A 15396-nucleotide genomic window follows, 5' to 3' on the forward strand; every position below is an offset into this window, starting at 1 on the left:
GGGCTTTTCCGGTGATGTCGGAATGGTGAGCGTCGTCCTTCGTCTCCGCCACCGCACGACGGGAGCAGTCATGACCGCTGGACCGGAGCCCATGAGCGAGGCCGCCCGCGCGGCGCTGAACCGCGAACTGTCCGAGCTGCGCACCGAGCGGGCGAACGTCGCCGCGACGCTCGGCGACGCCGACGAGCCGGGCGACCGGGCCGACCAGGCCGACGAGTTGCAGCGGGCCACGGAGGCGGACCGGCTGGACGCGCGGATCGAGGAGATCGAGGGGCGGCTGCGGGAGGCGTCGGACGCCGGGCCGCCGTCGGAGGGGACGATCGGCGTGGGCAGCACGGTGGCCGTGCGGTTCGGCGACGGCACGGAGTCGACCCTGCACATCGGCGAGCTGGCCGACGCGGACGATCCGGCCCTGGTGACCACCGACAGCCCGCTCGGCCGGGCGCTGCTCGGGCACGCGGCCGGCGACAGCGTCGCGTACGCGACGCCCCTCGGCCGGACCACCGCCGTCGTCCTCTCGGTGGGCGCGGGCGGCGGCTCCTGACCGGGGCGGCCGACGCCCGCGCCGACCGGGACCTGGAGGAGGAGCGCCGGGCCGACCGCAAGGGCGGTCCCGGGCACACCGTCCTCCTCGCGCTGGCGCTCGCCGTGCCGGTGGCCAAGGTGGCGTACACGGTGGGCGGCGGGGACGCGGTGCGGGACGTGTTCGTCGGCATGGAGCCGGCGAACTGGCCCGACGTGCTGCTCGGCATGGTGATCACCGATCCGCTGCTCGGCTCGGTCCTCGCCGTGGTGGTCTCCCGCGTCGCCTTCGCCCTCTTCGCGGCGCGCGGCGCCGTCCCCGCGGGCCGGGGAACGCTCGCGCACCTGCGCAGGGTCGGGGTCACCGTCCTGAACCCGCTGGCGGTCGGCGTCATCGACGCCTGCCTGTTCGGGCCCTGGTGGGGCCTGGGCACGGCGCTCGCCGCGTACGCGCTCCGCAAGGGCGTGGTCGTGGAGTACCGGACGGGGCGGCGCCGGCCGCACCGCGCGCACGGCACCGCGCACGACGACCCGCACGACCCGGAGTACCGCCCGCCGCCGTGGCTGCGCCGGGCGGCGGGCGCGGAGCAGTGGGTGGCCCTGCTCCTCACGGTCGTGGTCCTGCCGTCGCTCTTCCTCGTCTCGGCGCTCGACGGGCAGGCGTGGACCTCGATCGTGGCCTGCCGGGTCACCGACGGGACCCGCACCGCCGACGCGCGGCTGATCGAGCTGAGCCGCAAGGGCAACGGGGTGGTGGGCTGGAACCTGGAGGCCGAGGAGATCTCCAACGGGCTGGGCTGCACCGCCACCGAGAGCCGTTTCGTACGGGAGCCCTGGTGGCGGTCGTAGGCACGCGCGCGCGTGCGCGGGTCCGTCTCAGCGGGCCGGCGGGAGGAACTCGGGCTGGTCCAGGATCCGCAGCCAGCTGCCGTCGGGCTGACGCCGGACGACCTGGGCCCGCGCGCCGGCGCCGTCCCCGGGCGGGGTCGAGGTGAGGGCGGTGTCGCCGTTCACCAGGGTGGGCAGCGGCTCCTCCGGCTCGAAGTGCGGCCGGTGGGCCAGCACCTTCGCCCACAGCTCGCGGATCGCCTCCCGACCGACCGTCAGCTCGCCGGGCGGGTAGGCCAGCACGGCGTCCTCGGCGTAGAGCGCGGCGACGCCGGCCGCGTCGCCGGCGTTGGACCGCTCGACGAAGAGACGGGTGATGTCCTCGGGGCGCATGGCCTTCTCGTACTCCTGCACGACTTCCTCCTGGGGCGCTTCCTGGTCGTTCCCGGTGTCTCCAGCCTCGCGCCCGGCCGATCAGAAGTCCAACAGATGGTTCTCCTGCCTACTAGAATCTCCAGTCATGGACCTGAGGCAGCTGGAGTACTTCGTCGCGGTCGCCGAGGAACGGAACTTCACCCGGGCCGCCGAGCGGGTGCACATCAGCCAGTCCGGTGTCAGCGCGCAGATCCGGCGGCTCGAACACGAGCTGGGCGCCGAGCTGTTCGACCGGTCGGCCCGCGCGGTGACCCTCACGGTCGCCGGGGAGGCCGCCCTCGCGCACGCACGCGCGGCACTGGCCTCGGCCGACGCGGTGGGGCGGGCGGTGGACGAGGTGACCGGCCTGGTGCGGGGCCGGCTGACCGTCGGCATGGTCGCCGGCTGCACCCTCACCCCGCTGTTCGACGCCCTCGCCGCCTTCCACCGGGCGCACCCCGGGGTGGAGGTCCTGCTCCGGGAGGACGACTCCGACCGGCTCGCCGACGGCGTCCGGAGCGGCACCCTCGACCTCGCGCTCCTCGGGGCCGCCGCGACCACCCCCGACGGCCTCGACGCGCTCACGCTCGTCAGCGAGGGACTCGTCGCGGCCGTCCCGCCCGGCCACCCCCTGGCCGGCCGGTACGCCCTCTCCCTGCGCGACCTGACGGCCCACCCGATCGTCTCCATGCCCCCCGGCACCGGGCTGCGCGCGGTCCTCGACCGGGCGTGCGCCGCACAGGACCTCCGCCCGGCCATCGCCCTGGAGGCGGGCGCGGCGGACGCCATCGCCGGCCTCGCCGTCCGCGGCCTCGGCGTCGCCGTCCTCAGCGCGTCGATGGCCGCCCCCTACGCCGACCGCCTCACCGCCCTCCCCCTCCACGACGTGGACGTCCCCGCCCTCCTCGCCCTGGTCTGGAGACCCGCCCACAGCCCCGCCGTCCGCGCCTTCCTCCCCCACGCCCGCCACGCGTTCGGGTCACCGGGCGGGGCGTGACGGCTCCCCCTGCCGCCAGGGTGCCCTGAGGCCCAGGTGGCGGAGGGCGGAGGTGGCCGCGCCGGCGCCGGACATGCCGTGGGCGCCGGGGCCGGGCGGGGTGGCGGCGGAGCAGAGGTAGACGCCGGGGAGGCCGGTGGCGTAGGGGTCGAGGGCGGGGCGGGCGCCGAGGACGAGCTGGGGGACGTTCTTGGCGCCCGTCAGGATGTCGCCGCCGGCGAAGTTGGGGTTGGCGGCGGCGAAGTCGGCGGGGCGGGTGACGCGCAGGCCGACGATCCGGTCGCGGACGCCGGGCGCGAACTGTTCGAGGCGGGCGAGGACCGCTTCGGTGGCGTCGCCGTCGTAGCCGTGGGGCACATGGGCGTACGTCCACACCGGGTGGACGTCGCCGGCGGAGCGGGTGGGGTCGGCGAGGTACTGCTGGCCGACCAGGACGAAGGGGCGCTCGGGCATCCGGCCGGCCGTCACGTCCCGTTCGGCGCGGACGACCTCGGCGAGCGGGCCGCCCAGGTGGACGGTGCCGGCGCGGCGGGCGGCCTCCGCCCGCCAGGGCACGCCGCCCTCGACGGCGAGGTCGACCTTGAAGGCGCCGGGGCCGCGCCGGAAGCGGCGGTACGCGGCGGCCGTCCGGGGCGGCAGCAGGTCGCCGTACACCCCGGCGACCTGCGCGGGGTCGAGGTCGAGGAGGGTGAGGTCGGCGGGCGGCAGCTGGGTGCGGTCGGTGATCCTGACGCCCGTCTCGATCCGGCCGCCGTGGGCGCGGAGCGCGGCCGCGAGCGCGTCGGTGATGGCGCGGGAGCCGCCCTCGGCGACGGCCCAGCCGGCCGCGTGGCCCGCGGTCAGGATGCCGAGTCCGATGGCCGAGCTGAAGGGCTCGGTCAGCGGGCGGTACGCGTGGGCCGCGACGCCCGCCCACAGCGCGCGGGCGCCGGGGGTGCGGAAGAGCCGGGCGAGGGCGGCGGCGGGCAGGACGGTCGGCAGGCCGAAGCGGGCGAGGAGCAGCGGGTGGTCGGGGAGGCGGAGCAGCGGGCCCATGACGTCCGTGGAGAGGGCTTCCCAGCGGCGTACGGAGGGGCCGAGCAGGGCCCGGTAGCGGGCGGCGTCGGCGCCGAGGCCGGCGGCGGTCTCGGTGACGGAGCGGTACAGGGCGGCGGCGGTGCCGTCGGCGAGCGGATGGGCGCAGTCGATCTCGGGGAGCCGCCAGGTCAGCCCGTACCGGTCGAGGCGGAGGTGGCGCAGGGCGGGCGAGGCGACGGCGAGCGGGTGGACGGCCGAGCAGTGGTCGTGGAGGAGTCCGGGCAGGATCGCCTCGTCGGTGCGGGTGCCGCCGCCGATCGTCTCCGCGGCCTCCAGGACCGTGACCTCGACGCCGGCCGCGGCGAGCAGGGCGCCGGCCGCGAGCCCGTTGGGGCCCGCGCCGACGACGACGGCGGTCGGGACGGATCCGGCGGGCCGGGCGGGGCGGGGGCGCTCGCTGCTCATGGGGCGAGTCTGCCGGGGTGCTCGCGGGGCGCGCACACCGGGTCAGCCGGTGACGATGCCGGCCACCAGGTTGATCGCGGTGGCGAGGATGCTGGCGCCGAAGACGTAGGACAGGAGGCAGTGGCGCAGGACGACCGCCCGGATACCGGGGTCCGAGACGTTCGTGTCCGAGACCTGGTAGGTCATGCCGAGGTTGTACGAGAAGTACAGGAAGTCGGTGTACCGGGGGCGGGCGTCGGAGTTGAAGTCGATGCCGCCCTCGGGCGGCCGGTGGTAGAGGTAGGCGTACCGGGTCGCGTACATGAGGTGGAGCGCCGCCCAGGCCATGAAGACGCCCCAGAGGGCCGTCGCGGCGGCGGCGCGGTCGTAGCCGGAGTCGACGAGGAGCAGAGCGACGATGGCGACGAGCCCGCAGAGGGCCGCCCCGACCACCGCCAGTTCCTCGACGACCGGCCGGAACTCCTCGCGGCGCAGGGTGCGGCGGGTGGTGGCGGCGTCCATCGGCCACAGCACGATCCAGCCGGTGACGACGAAGAAGGTCTCGGCCGTGGCGATCCCGGCGAGGATGCCGAGCGCGGTGTCGGCGAGGGCGCCGGTGACGGCCCCCGCGGCGGTGCCGAGGACGGCGGCGCCGGCCAGCCGGGGGACCGCGTACCGCCACGACCAGGCGCGGAGGCCGCTCATGCGCCGAGGACGACCACGGCCTCGTCCGTGTACGCGAAGAAGGTCAGGGTCTCGTGGAGGTACAGCTCCACGGTGTCGGCGTCGTGCCGGGTGTAGCCGATGGAGACGTCCTGGCCGAGGCGGAGTTCGAAGTCGCCGCCGCGCGTGGAGAGCACGAGGCCGCCCCGGAGGGCGGGGGCCCAGATCGGGGGGCCGTCGAGCATGCGGGCGAGGTGGGCGGCGACGGGGTAGCCGTGGTCGGAGGTCTCGCTGACGGACCGGTACTCCTCGGCGCCGAGGAGGAGTGCGTACGGGCCGTCGACGCCGGCCAGTCTGAGGGCGGTGAGGGCGCGGCTGACGGCGTCGGGGTAGTCGGGGGGTTCGGCGGGGAGTGCGACGGCCGGGTTGGAGGAGGCGGCGCGCAGGCCGCGGACGCCGGCGGCGTCGTAGCCGTCGAAGACGGTGCGGTCCTCGGCGAGGGCGAGGGTGCGGGCGGCGTCCTTGACGGGCTGCCAGTCGGAGTCCTTGGCGCCGCGTTCGACATCGTCGACGGCGGAGCGGTCGACGGTGAAGGGGACGAAGAGCTCGACCAGCGGGCGGGCCTCGCGCAGCCGGGCGCGGACGCCGTGGGCGGGGGCTTCGAGTTCGGTGAGGTGGCCGGTGCCGACGGCGGCGAGTCCGGCGCCGCCGGGGTCGGGCACGTCCACGACGCGGCGGCCGGCGACGTGGCGGCGGAAGGTGCGGCGGGCCTCCTCCTCGATCTCGGCCCAGGCGGCGGGGGTGACGGGGGCGAGTTCGCGGTGCAGGTTGCTGGTGGGGGCGGGCGTGCCGGGGAGGCTGGTCATGACGCCGGGGCTCCTTTCAGGCTGCCGATGCCCAGGGAGAACCCCGGGTGGACGGCTTCGGCGGGCACGGGCTCGGGCTCGGGCTCGGTGGCGCTCTCCCGTGCCGCTCCGGGGGCGGGGAGGTCGTCGAGGAGGGTGGCGCTCGGGACGAAGAAGAGGCCCCCGGTGACGGCGGTGGAGAAGTCGAGGATGCGGTCGGTGGTGCCGGGCGGGTCGCCGAGGAACATGTTGCGGAGCATCCGCTCGGTGACGGCCGGGGTGCGGGAGTAGCCGATGAAGTAGGTGCCGAACTCGGCGGTGCCGAGCCGTCCGAAGGGCATGTTCTGGCGGACGATCTGCCGCTCCTCGCCGTCCTCGTCCTCGACGGTGTTGAGGGCGACGTGCGAGTCGGGCGGTTTGACGTCGTCGGGGAGTTCGACGTTGTCGGCCTTGGAGCGGCCGATGACGCGCTCCTGCTCCTCGGTGGGGAGGGCGTTCCAGGCGGTGAGGTCGTGGAGGTACTTCTGGACGACGACGTAGCTGCCGCCGCGGAAGTCCGGGTCCTCGTCGGCCACGAGGACGGTGTCGGCGGCGGCGGAGCCGGTGGGGTTCTCGCTGCCGTCGACGAAGCCGAGCAGGTCGCGGTCGTCGAAGTAGGTGAAGCCGTGGACCTCGTCGACGACGGTGACGGCGTCCCCGAAGCCGTCGAGGACGAGCCGGGCCAGTTCGAAGCAGAGGTCGGCGCGGCGGGCCCGCAGGTGGAGGAGCAGGTCGCCGGGGGTGGCGGGGGCCCGGTGCCGGGGGCCCTGGAGCGGGGTGAAGGGGTGCAGTTCGCGGGGGCGGGGGCCGCCGGCCAGCCGGTCCCAGGCGTCGGAGGAGATGCCCGCGACGCAGGCGAGGGCGTCGTCGCGGGCGCGGAAGGCGACGGAGCGGGTCAGTCCGGACAGTCCCTGGAGCCCTTCGCGGACATCGGCCTCGCGGCCGGGCGCGACGGTGAGGGTGAGGAAGAGGGCGGCCTTGGTGGGCGGGCCGAGGACGAGCTGGGGGACGGGCTGGGGGACGGCCATGCGACTCCCGTCGGACGCGGGGAACGAAGGTCAGAGGCGGGTGAGAGGGGCGAGCGGCAAGGACAAGAGAGAGTAAACAGGAGCAAATCGGCGCCAGCGTATCCACGGCGGGACGCGCCCGCAGCCCGTCGCCGTCCGGCCGGCGGCCGTCCGGGGCCCGGCTGGCGGCCGTCCGGGGCCCGGCTTAGCCTGCCGGGAGGGGGCCGTACGTGATCCCGCGCGCCCGGTGCGCCGGAAGGGTGGCAGGCCCATGAGCCTCGACCGAGCCAAGCAGCAGGACGACGGCGTGGAGCCCCGCGTGGGCCCGGTGCCCGACGGGGAGCCGGAGGTCCGGCCGTACCACCACCCCGCCGCCGGCTGGGGCGCCGCGAAGAGCGTGACCCGGTTCATGCTCCGCGAGGGCGCCCTGCCCGTGGACGGGCCCCGGGCGATCATGAAGATGAACCACGAGCGCTCCGGCTTCGACTGTCCCGGCTGCGCCTGGCCCGACGACACCAAGGGCCTCCATCTGGACATCTGCGAGAACGGCATCAAGCACGTCACCTGGGAGATGACCCGCAAGCGGGTCGGGCGGGAGTTCTTCGCCGCGCACTCGGTGACGGAGCTGGCCGGATGGTCCGACTACGCGCTGGAGAACGAGGGCCGGCTCACCGAGCCGATGGTCTACGACCCCGACACCGACCACTACGTGCCGATCGGCTGGAAGGACGCCTTCGAACTGGTCGGAAGCGCCCTGCGCGGGCTGGACGACCCCGACCAGGCGTCGTTCTACACCTCGGGGAGGCTCGGCAACGAGGCGACCTTCCTCTACCAGCTGCTCGCCCGCGAGCTGGGCACCAACAACCTCCCCGACTGCTCCAACATGTGCCACGAGGCGAGCGGGCGGGCCATGCAGGCGTCCCTGGGCACCGGCAAGGGCACGGTGGACCTCGCCGACTGGGAGACCGCCGACGCGCTCTTCATCCTCGGGGTCAACGCCGCCTCCAACGCGCCCCGGATGCTCACCGCCCTCGCCGAGGCGTACGACCGGGGCGCGCAGATCGTGCACGTCAACCCGCTGGTGGAGGCCGCCGCGACCCGCGCGATCATCCCGCACGACTTCAAGGACATGGCGACCTTCCACTCCACGCCGACGTCCACGCTCAACCTCCAGGTCCGCATCGGCGGCGACATGGCCTTCGTACGGGGGATGGCCAAGGCGGTGCTCGAACAGGCGGCGTCCGACCCGAAGGCGCTGGACCGGGAGTTCGTCGAACGCCACACGGACGGCTTCGAGGAGTACCGGGCCGTGTGCGAGGCCACCCCGTGGGAGGAGATCGAGCGCCAGTCGGGGCTCTCCCGCGAGGAGATCCTCGCGGCGGCGCGGGTGTACCGGGAGGCGGACCGCTCCATCATCAGCTGGTGCCTCGGCGTCACCCAGCACGAGCACGGCGTCGACACGGTCCGCGAGATCGTCAACCTCCTGCTGCTGCGCGGCAACCTGGGCCGCGAGGGCGCGGGCCCCTCCCCCGTGCGCGGCCACAGCAACGTCCAGGGCAACCGCACCTGCGGCATCGACCACCGTCCCGCCGACGCCTTCCTCGACCGGCTCGCCGAGGTCTGCGGGATCGACCCGCCGCGCGCCCACGGCCTCGACACCGTGCGCACCGTCCGGGCGATGGCCGACGGGGACGTGAAGGTCTTCGTCGCCATGGGCGGCAACTTCGCGCTGGCCGCGCCCGACACCCCGGTGACGTACGAGGCGCTGCGGAACTGCGAGCTGACCGTCCAGGTGAGCACCAAGCTCAACCGCAGCCACGTGGTGCACGGCCGGCGGGCGCTGATCCTGCCGTGCCTGGGCCGCACCGAGAAGGACCACCAGCGTAAGGGCGAACAGGTCACCTCGGTCGAGGACTCGATGAGCATGGTCCACCTGTCGCGCGGGATGAAGAAGCCCGCGTCGCCGCACCTGCTCTCCGAACCGGCCATCGTCGCGGGCATGGCGCGGGCCGCGCTCCCGGAGAGCGCGACGCCGTGGTCCTGGTACGTGGAGGACTACGACCGGATCCGGGACGTCATGGCCCGGGTGCTCGACGGCTTCGAGGACTTCAACCGGCGGGTGCGGCTGCCGCTCGGCTTCCGCATCAAGCAGCCCGCGCGCGAACTCGTCTTCCTCACGCCCTCGGGGAAGGCCGAGTTCTCCTCCGCCCCGCTGCCGGACGTCGTCCCGGAGCCCGGCACGCTGGCCCTGGGCACGATGCGCTCGCACGACCAGTGGAACACCACGATCTACTCCGACGACGACCGCTACCGGGGCGTGAGCGGGCTGCGCACCCTGGTCTTCATGAACCGGGCCGACATGCGCGAGCGGGGCATCGCGGAGCTCGCCCCGGTGGACATCACGGCCACCGCCCGCGACGGCAGCCGGCGCTCGCTCCACGGCTACCTGGCGGTGCCGTACGACATCCCGCGCGGCTGCGCGGCGGGGTACATGCCGGAGATGAACGTGCTCTGCGCGCTGGGCGACTACAGCACCCAGAGCGACCAGCCGATCATGAAGCACCTCAAGGTCGTGATCGAGCCGGCGGGCTGAGCACCGGGGGCGCGGGGAGGGGCACGGGACCCGGGCCGGGGGCCGTACGCGCCTCCCGGCCCGCGGCCGCCAGCAGCCGCAGGAGGCGGTGGGCGCGGCGTTCGGCGCGGGCGAGTTCGGCCGGGTCGGCGCCGGCCGGCCAGAGTTCGCCCGCGGCGGCCTCCTCGGCCTCGCGCAGCTCCACGACGGCCGCGGCGAGACGGGCCTGGAGCACCGCCGGGGCCTCCGCCGCCCGCCCGGCCGCGAGCGCCTCGCGGGCCTGCGCGGACGCCAGGACGCAGGCGGCGAGCGCCCGGCGGAGCCGGACCGCCGCCCGGTCGTGCACGACGGCCAGGGCGCACAGCAGCGCGAGCAGGATGCCGAGGAGGCTGCCGAGGGCCCGGTCGAGGACGAGCGCCCCGGTCCGTTCGGCCGGCGCGGCCAGTTCGGTCAGGAGCAGGGCGAGCGGGGTGAGGAAGACGACGCCGAGGCCGTAGTTGCGGGCGACGGCGTACTCCAGGAGGAACTCCAGGGCGACGGCCGTCCCGGCGAGGGCGAGCGGTCCGGGGCCCAGCCCCAGGACGGCGACGGCGAGGACGAGCCCGGCGGCGGTGCCCAGGGTCCGCTGGACGGCCCGGCGGCTGGCGGTGCGGACGTCGACCGAGTGCAGGACGGCGGCGGCGGAGACCGCCGCCCAGTAGCCGTGCCCGAGGCCGAGCCCGAGCGCGACGGCGCCGGCCAGTCCGGTGCCGAGCACCATCCGCAGCGCGGGCACCAGCGGGGCGGGCGCGGGGCGGGGCGTCCCGTGCGGGCGGCAGACGGCGGACGGCGGCGGGAGCGGCGGCCCGCCCCCCGGCGGGCGGCGCGTGAGGGCGCGGGCGTGGGCCCGCAGCGCCCGGGCCGTCCGGGCCGGGTCCTGGTGCGGCGGCCGGCGGCGGCCGGTCCCGACGAGCAGCTCCCAGCAGAGGTCGGTGAGGCGCAGGGCGGGGTCCGGCTCCCCGGGGCGCCGTGGTGCCGCCCGCCGCGTTCCGGGCACGCCCCGCGCCCCGGGCGTCCCGGCCGGTCCTGGTGTCGTCGGCGGCCCGGGCGGGCCCGCCGTCCCCGGCGTGGCCGGGGTCTCCCGCCTCACGGGCGGGCCCGGAGGGCCGAGGGTGCGGTACGCCTCCAGGACGGCGGCCGTCGCGCGGTGGCGGGCGGGCGCCGGGTCGGTGCCGGCCGCCTCGGCGTCGAGCAGGGCGGCGACCGCGTGGAGTGCGGTGGCCGCCGCGTGCCGCCGGGGGCCGTCGCGGTGGGTCAGGCGGCCGGCCAGCGCGCCGAGCCAGGCCGCGGCCGCGCCTCCGGCGGCGAGCAGGGTGCGCGGGAGCACCTCGGCGGGCGCGGGCGCGCCGTGCGCGGCGACGGCGAAGGCGAAGAGCAGCATCACCGCGCCGAGCCCTCCGAGGCCGGTCCGGTCGCAGGAGAGCTTGGCGGCCCCGGCGACCAGGGCCGTGGCCACGACCACGAGGAGCGCGCCCGCTCCCCCGTCCTGCGGGCGCAGGCCGGCGCCGAGGGCGGAACCGGCCGCCACGCAGAGCGTCATGGCGACCGCGACGGCCGCGAGGACGCGGGGGCGGCGGGCGTACGGCATGCGGCGGCCGAAGGTGGTGGTGAAGGAGCCGAGCATGGCGAAGACGGCGTCGCCGGGGCGGCCGGAGAGGACCGGCGGCAGGGCGGCGAGGGCCGTGACGAGGGCGGCGCGCAGGGCGAACGGCAGGGCGTCGTCCGCCCGCTGGAGCGCGAGTGCGCCGCGCGGCGAGAGGACGCCGCGCAGGGAGGCCGCGGGGGCCGTTCGGTGGAGGGGCGGGTGCCGCACCGTTCGGCCTCCGGTTCCTTCTCCGTCCGGCCGTCCCCGGTCGGCGGCCGCTTTCCCGAAGACTCTCCCCGCATTTCGCCGCACGGTCAAACAGGCCTTTCCGATCACCCGATCGGCCGCGCCTGTCAACCCCCTTCTCGAATATTCAACCGAGCAGGTCAGCAGTGTGGGAAATGGGAATCGGAAAGGTTTTCCGATAGGACCGTGGAATGCTGCTGCGCCAACTCGAATACCTGGTCGCCCTTTCCCGCGAGCGTCATTTCGCCCGCGCCGCGCGGTCCTGTCACGTCTCCCAGCCCGCGCTCTCGGAGGGGGTGCGGAAGCTGGAGGAGGAGCTGGGCGTGCCGCTGGTGCGGCGCGGGCGGGCGTACGAGGGGCTGACGCCCGAGGGCGAGCGGATCGTGGAGCGGGCGCGTCGGATCCTGGCCGACCGGGACGCCCTCGCGCACGAGGCGGGGGCGCTGCGCACCGGTCTCTCCGGGCGGCTGCGGATCGGCGCGGTGCCGACGGCCTCGGGGGCGGTCGCCCGGCTCACGGGGCCGTTCTGCGCGGCGCACCCGCTGGTGACCGTGGAGGTCCGGGCCGGTCTGCGGTCGGCGGACGTGCTGGGCGGGGTGCGGGACTTCGAGCTGGACGCCGGGATCACGTACCTCCACCGGGACCCCGGCGGGGAGTTCCGCGCCGTCCCGCTGTACGAGGAGCGGTACGTCCTGCTCACGGACGCGTCCGACAGTCTGGTGTCCGGCCCCACGGCGACCTGGGAGGACGCGTCGCGGCTGCCGCTCTGCCTGCTGGACGGGTCGATGCAGGGCCGGCAGGTCCTCGACGAGGTGTTCGCCGGGGCGGGGCTGCGGGCGGCGCCCCGGCTGGAGACGGACTCGGTGGCGGCGCTCTTCGCCCAGGTGCGGGTCGGCCGGTGGGCGAGCGTCGTGCCGTACGCGTGGCTGCACGTCTTCGGGGTGCCGCCCGGCATGCGGGCGGTCCCGCTGACCGCGCCCGAGCGGGCGGTCCCGGTGGGTCTGGTGGTGTCGGCCCGCGAGCCCGCTCCGGTGCTGGCCCGCGCGCTGTCCGGGCTGGCGGCCGGGATCGACGTGGCGGGGGCGCTGGAGCACCTGCCCGGGGAGGCGTGACGGGGCACCCGCGCGGCGCCGGAGCGGGCGCGGGTGCCTCGGGGGCGGTGCGGCGCGTCAGGCCGCGGCCGGGGCCGCCTCCGTACCGCCGGAGGCGCCTCCGGGAGCGTCTCCGGGGCCGCCCTTGCGGACGGTGCAGTGCAGGGTGTCGTCGACGACGTCGGCGACGATGGTGTCGCCGGGTTCCGCCTCGCCGCCCAGGAGGAGGGAGGCGATGCGGTTGTCGAGTTCGGTCTGGATGGTGCGGCGCAGCGGGCGGGCGCCGAACTCCGGCTGGTAGCCGTGGGCGACCAGGAGCTTGGTGGCGGCCTCGGTGACCTCCAAGGTCATGCCCTGGGCGTGGACGCGGTGCTTGCTGCGGTCGAGGAGGTGCTCGACGATCTCGGTGAGGTCCTTCTCGGTGAGGCTGTGGAAGACGATGATGTCGTCGATGCGGTTGAGGAACTCGGGCAGGAAGCGGCCCCGCAGGTCCTCCATCAGCTCGTCCTTCAGCTCGGCCGCGTCGCCCTCGTGGGCGAGGATGCGGTGGGCCCCGATGTTGGACGTCATGATGACGACGCAGTGGCGGAAGTCGACGGTGCGGCCCTGGCCGTCGGTGAGCCGTCCGTCGTCGAGGATCTGCAGCAGGGTGTTGAAGACGTCCGGGTGGGCCTTCTCGACCTCGTCGAAGAGGACGACGCTGTACGGCTGGCGGCGGACCTTCTCGGTGAGCTGGCCGGCCTCCTCGTAGCCGACGTATCCGGGCGGGGCGCCGACGAGCCGGGCGACGGTGTGCTTCTCCTGGAACTCGCTCATGTCGAAGCGGATCATCCGGTCCTCGTCGCCGAAGAGCAGTTCGGCGAGGGTCTTGGCGAGTTCCGTCTTGCCGACGCCGGTGGGGCCGAGGAAGAGGAAGGAGCCGACGGGCCGGTTCTCGTCGCCCATGCCGGCGCGGTTGCGGCGGACGGCCTCGGAGACGGCGGTGACGGCCTCGTCCTGGCCGACGATCCGGGCGTGCATCTCCTCCTCCAGCTTGAGCAGCCGCTCCTTCTCGCTGGTGGTGAGCTGGGCGACGGGGATGCCGGTGCGGCGGGAGACGATGTCGGCGATGTCGGAGGCGGTGACGGAGACGACGCCCTCGCGCCGCTCCTCGATGCCGGCGAGTTCGCCCTCGACCTCGGCGATCTCCTCCTTGAGCTGCTTGGCCTTCTCGAACTCCTCGGCGGCGACGGCCTGGTCCTTCTCGCGGCGCAGCTTGGCGAGCCGGTCCTCGCGGCTGATCACCTCGGTGGAGCGGCCCGCGCTGCGGAGCCGTACGCGGGCTCCGGCCTGGTCCATGAGGTCGATGGCCTTGTCGGGCAGGAAGCGGTCGCTGATGTACCGGTCGGAGAGTTCGGCGGCGGCGGCGAGGGCGCCGTCGGCGAACCGGACCTGGTGGTGGGCCTCGTAGGCGTCCCGGAGTCCTTCGAGGATCTGGATCGTCTCCTCGACGGTCGGCTCGGGGATGAGGACGGGCTGGAAGCGGCGTTCGAGCGCGGCGTCCTTCTCGATGTACTTGCGGTACTCGTCGATGGTGGTGGCGCCGACGACGTGCAGCTCGCCGCGGGCGAGGGCGGGCTTGAGCATGTTCCCGGCGTCCATGGAGCCCTCGCCGGTGGCGCCGGCGCCGACGACGGTGTGCAGTTCGTCGATGAACAGGACGATCTCGCCCTCGGACTTCTGGACGTCCTCGATGACCTTCTTGAGGCGCTCCTCGAACTGGCCCCGGTACTGGGCTCCGGCGACCATGCCGGAGAGGTCGAGGGAGACGACCCGCTTGTCCTTGAGGGTGTCGGGGACCTCGCCGGCCACGATCCGCTGGGCCAGGCCCTCGACGATGGCGGTCTTGCCGACGCCGGGCTCGCCGATGAGCACGGGGTTGTTCTTGGAGCGGCGGGAGAGGATCTCGATGGTCTGCTCGATCTCCTCGGCGCGGCCGACGACCGGGTCGAGCCTGCCGGCCTTCGCCTCCTCGGTGAGGTCGCGGCCGAACTCGTCGAGGGTGGTGGCCGGCTGCTGGGACTTCGCGGCGGGGGCGGTGGTGTCGCCGCCGCGGGCGGCCTGGTCGGTCACCCCGCGCAGCTTGGAGACGTCGAGGTCCTCGGCGCGCAGGAAGCGGGAGGCGCCGGAGTCGGCGTCGCCGAGGAGGGCGCCGAGGATGTGCTCGGGGCCGATGTACGAGACGCCGGCGGCCTGCGAGGTGGCGTGGGCGAGCGCGAGGGTCCGCTTGGCCGCGGGGGTGAGGCCCGGCTCGGCGGAGGGCTCCTCGGACTCGTGCGGCAGCACCTTGGCGATCCGGTCGGCCAGCCCGTCGGGGTCGACGCCGGCGCGCGCGAGGAGCCTGCGGGTGGGCTCGACCTGGGTGGCGGCCCACAGCAGGTGCTCGGTGTCGAGGTCGGTGGTGCCGTCCGACACCGCCTTGGCGGTGGCGGTGTTGAGGAGCTCGTGGGACGACTCGGTGAGGAGGCGACCGATGGGGACCCGCTGGACGGCCGGCGGCGAGGACGCCGGGGACATTCCGAAGAAGCGGTTCAGCAGGTCGCCGAACGGGTCGGAGGGACCGAAGGAGGAACCAAACGCCATCGACATGTCTGCGCTCCTGAAAGGGCATGGGGGGTCACCCACACTGAAACCCGCCCGTTCCGGCTCCGCAAACGGAACGGCCCCGGCGGCCGGAGAACCGGACGGCGCGGGGCGGCACGCGGACGCCCGTACGGCCGGGGCCCGGGCGGCCTTCCCCCCCCGCCCGGCGACGGGGAACGGACCCGCACACGGAGGGCCGAACGGCACGGCCGCCGACGGGGCGGGGGGGCGCGGGCCGCCCGACCGCCTGACCGCGGGCGCGGGAGCCGGCGCACGCGCAGGCCGTAGGGCCGGGCGCCCGGCCACAGGCGCTGGTCGCCCGGCCGCGGGCCGCCCTCTCGCCCCGCCCTGTCCCCCGGGCCCGTCCTGACCGTCGCCCCGGCCCTCGCCTCCTCGGTCGTCCGGCCCTTCACCCTCCCCCCGCCCCCGCCCCCGCCGCTCCCCTCCTCCCCCTACGATCGGCGG

The 15396-nt window shown here is 75.4% G+C and carries 12 protein-coding genes; 5 read left to right on the forward strand and 7 right to left on the reverse strand.

All coding sequences use genetic code 11. From position 1 onward, the window contains the following. The first annotated feature begins 70 nt into the window (after window positions 1–70). Together ACFW6A_RS20895 and ACFW6A_RS20900 are read left to right on the forward strand one after the other, a co-directional pair. Complete coding sequence (locus ACFW6A_RS20895; RefSeq protein ID WP_351843079.1) at window positions 71–544, forward strand: GreA/GreB family elongation factor; 474 nt, start codon at window positions 71–73, stop codon at window positions 542–544. After that, on the forward strand, window positions 541–1371 hold the full coding sequence (locus tag ACFW6A_RS20900; RefSeq protein ID WP_386480863.1) for a hypothetical protein: 831 nt from the start codon (window positions 541–543) through the stop codon (window positions 1369–1371). The genes ACFW6A_RS20895 and ACFW6A_RS20900 overlap by 4 nt, the downstream gene beginning before the upstream one ends. A 27-nt stretch (window positions 1372–1398) precedes the next feature. On the opposite strand, the gene ACFW6A_RS20905 is transcribed toward ACFW6A_RS20900, so the two are convergent. Further along, the gene (locus ACFW6A_RS20905; RefSeq protein ID WP_386480850.1) at window positions 1399–1764 is read right to left on the reverse strand and encodes a YybH family protein; all 366 of its coding nucleotides are present in this window, start codon (window positions 1762–1764) and stop codon (window positions 1399–1401) included. 106 nt (window positions 1765–1870) lie between these two features. Between ACFW6A_RS20905 and ACFW6A_RS20910 the strand changes: the two genes are divergently transcribed. Beyond that, window positions 1871–2761 carry a LysR family transcriptional regulator gene (locus tag ACFW6A_RS20910; protein ID WP_386641900.1) on the forward strand — a complete coding sequence of 297 codons (891 nt, stop codon included), beginning with the start codon at window positions 1871–1873 and terminating at the stop codon, window positions 2759–2761. On the opposite strand, the gene ACFW6A_RS20915 is transcribed toward ACFW6A_RS20910, so the two are convergent. Genes ACFW6A_RS20915 through ACFW6A_RS20930 form a run of 4 tightly spaced genes read right to left on the reverse strand, consistent with a single transcriptional unit; the run spans window position 2744 to window position 6797 of the window. Beyond that, window positions 2744–4243, reverse strand: coding sequence for a phytoene desaturase family protein (locus ACFW6A_RS20915; RefSeq protein ID WP_386641903.1), 1500 nt, complete (start codon window positions 4241–4243; stop codon window positions 2744–2746). The genes ACFW6A_RS20910 and ACFW6A_RS20915 overlap by 18 nt on opposite strands. 42 nt (window positions 4244–4285) lie before the next feature. Next, the gene (locus tag ACFW6A_RS20920; protein WP_351843069.1) at window positions 4286–4927 is read right to left on the reverse strand and encodes a DUF1345 domain-containing protein; all 642 of its coding nucleotides are present in this window, start codon (window positions 4925–4927) and stop codon (window positions 4286–4288) included. Continuing rightward, window positions 4924–5751 (reverse strand): family 1 encapsulin nanocompartment shell protein, encoded by an 828-nt coding sequence (locus ACFW6A_RS20925; RefSeq protein ID WP_351843067.1) that lies wholly within the window; start codon window positions 5749–5751, stop codon window positions 4924–4926. The genes ACFW6A_RS20920 and ACFW6A_RS20925 overlap by 4 nt, the downstream gene beginning before the upstream one ends. Continuing rightward, window positions 5748–6797, reverse strand: coding sequence for a Dyp-type peroxidase (locus ACFW6A_RS20930; protein WP_386480857.1), 1050 nt, complete (start codon window positions 6795–6797; stop codon window positions 5748–5750). Before ACFW6A_RS20930 ends, ACFW6A_RS20925 begins: the two co-directional genes overlap by 4 nt. A 250-nt stretch (window positions 6798–7047) precedes the next feature. Between ACFW6A_RS20930 and ACFW6A_RS20935 the strand changes: the two genes are divergently transcribed. Beyond that, window positions 7048–9369: an FdhF/YdeP family oxidoreductase gene (locus tag ACFW6A_RS20935; RefSeq protein ID WP_351843062.1), complete on the forward strand. Its 2322-nt coding sequence runs from the start codon at window positions 7048–7050 to the stop codon at window positions 9367–9369. On the opposite strand, the gene ACFW6A_RS20940 is transcribed toward ACFW6A_RS20935, so the two are convergent. Further along, window positions 9341–11200, reverse strand: coding sequence for an FUSC family protein (locus ACFW6A_RS20940; RefSeq protein ID WP_386484762.1), 1860 nt, complete (start codon window positions 11198–11200; stop codon window positions 9341–9343). The genes ACFW6A_RS20935 and ACFW6A_RS20940 overlap by 29 nt on opposite strands. A 209-nt stretch (window positions 11201–11409) precedes the next feature. Between ACFW6A_RS20940 and ACFW6A_RS20945 the strand changes: the two genes are divergently transcribed. Then, entirely contained in the window at window positions 11410–12330 is a 921-nt protein-coding gene (locus ACFW6A_RS20945) for a LysR family transcriptional regulator (RefSeq protein WP_351856787.1), read from the forward strand. A 57-nt stretch (window positions 12331–12387) separates the two neighbouring features. Here the strand turns inward: ACFW6A_RS20945 and ACFW6A_RS20950 are convergent, their stop codons facing one another. Next, window positions 12388–14937 carry an AAA family ATPase gene (locus ACFW6A_RS20950; protein ID WP_351856785.1) on the reverse strand — a complete coding sequence of 850 codons (2550 nt, stop codon included), beginning with the start codon at window positions 14935–14937 and terminating at the stop codon, window positions 12388–12390. Between the last annotated feature and the right edge of the window lie 459 nt (window positions 14938–15396).

Source organism: Streptomyces sp. NPDC058758 (assembly GCF_042746075.1).
GTDB lineage: Bacteria > Actinomycetota > Actinomycetes > Streptomycetales > Streptomycetaceae > Streptomyces.

What these genes read in the sequence shown, in the direction of transcription:
- ACFW6A_RS20895 (WP_351843079.1), top strand. Translation starts at nt 71, where the DNA reads ATGACCGCTGGACCGGAGCCCATGAGCGAGGCCGCCCGCGCGGCGCTG.
- ACFW6A_RS20910 (WP_386641900.1), top strand. Translation starts at nt 1,871, where the DNA reads ATGGACCTGAGGCAGCTGGAGTACTTCGTCGCGGTCGCCGAGGAACGG.
- ACFW6A_RS20915 (WP_386641903.1), bottom strand. Translation starts at nt 4,243, where the DNA reads ATGAGCAGCGAGCGCCCCCGCCCCGCCCGGCCCGCCGGATCCGTCCCG.
- ACFW6A_RS20920 (WP_351843069.1), bottom strand. Translation starts at nt 4,927, where the DNA reads ATGAGCGGCCTCCGCGCCTGGTCGTGGCGGTACGCGGTCCCCCGGCTG.
- ACFW6A_RS20925 (WP_351843067.1), bottom strand. Translation starts at nt 5,751, where the DNA reads ATGACCAGCCTCCCCGGCACGCCCGCCCCCACCAGCAACCTGCACCGC.
- ACFW6A_RS20930 (WP_386480857.1), bottom strand. Translation starts at nt 6,797, where the DNA reads ATGGCCGTCCCCCAGCCCGTCCCCCAGCTCGTCCTCGGCCCGCCCACC.
- ACFW6A_RS20935 (WP_351843062.1), top strand. Translation starts at nt 7,048, where the DNA reads ATGAGCCTCGACCGAGCCAAGCAGCAGGACGACGGCGTGGAGCCCCGC.
- ACFW6A_RS20945 (WP_351856787.1), top strand. Translation starts at nt 11,410, where the DNA reads ATGCTGCTGCGCCAACTCGAATACCTGGTCGCCCTTTCCCGCGAGCGT.
- ACFW6A_RS20950 (WP_351856785.1), bottom strand. Translation starts at nt 14,937, where the DNA reads ATGTCGATGGCGTTTGGTTCCTCCTTCGGTCCCTCCGACCCGTTCGGC.